Annotated in this window: 1 protein-coding gene; it reads right to left on the reverse strand. The window is 74.2% G+C overall.

Annotated features, from left to right (window positions below; translation table 11 throughout):
- On the reverse strand, positions 1-550 hold a 550-nt coding region (modB, locus tag KBX39_RS32630), incomplete at both ends, for a molybdate ABC transporter permease subunit (protein ID WP_210874276.1).

The following is a 550-nucleotide window of genomic DNA, read 5'->3' on the forward strand; positions in this document are numbered from 1 at the left end:
GCGAGGATGACCACCGAGACGGTGAGCAGAATCAGGCTCAGCACGATCGCGGCCTGCAGGTCGGTCTCCAGCGCAAGGTAGACAGCCAGCGGCATGGTCTGGGTGCGGCCCGGATAGTTGCCGGCGAACGTGATGGTGGCGCCGAACTCGCCGAGCGCGCGGGCCCAGCAGAGCACCGCCCCGGCCGCCACGCCCGGGGCGACCAGCGGCAGCGTGACCCGGGTGAACGTGGTGAACCGCCCGGCGCCGAGCGTGGCGGCGGCCTCCTCGTACCGGGGGTCGGCGCCGCGCAGCGCCCCCTCGACGGCGATGACCAGGAACGGCATGGCCACGAACGCCTCGGCCAGCACCACCCCGGCGGTGGTGAACGGCAGCGTCACGCCGAACGTCTCGTCCAGCCACGAGCCGATCAGCCCGCGCCGGCCGAAGACCAGCAGCAGCGCCACGCCGCCTACTACCGGCGGCAGCACCAGCGGCACGGTGACCAGCGCCCGGACCAGCCGCCGCCCGGGGAACTCCACGCGGGCCAGCAGCCACGCCAGGGGTACGC

Source organism: Micromonospora sp. D75 (assembly GCF_018070405.1).
GTDB lineage: Bacteria > Actinomycetota > Actinomycetes > Mycobacteriales > Micromonosporaceae > Micromonospora > Micromonospora chalcea.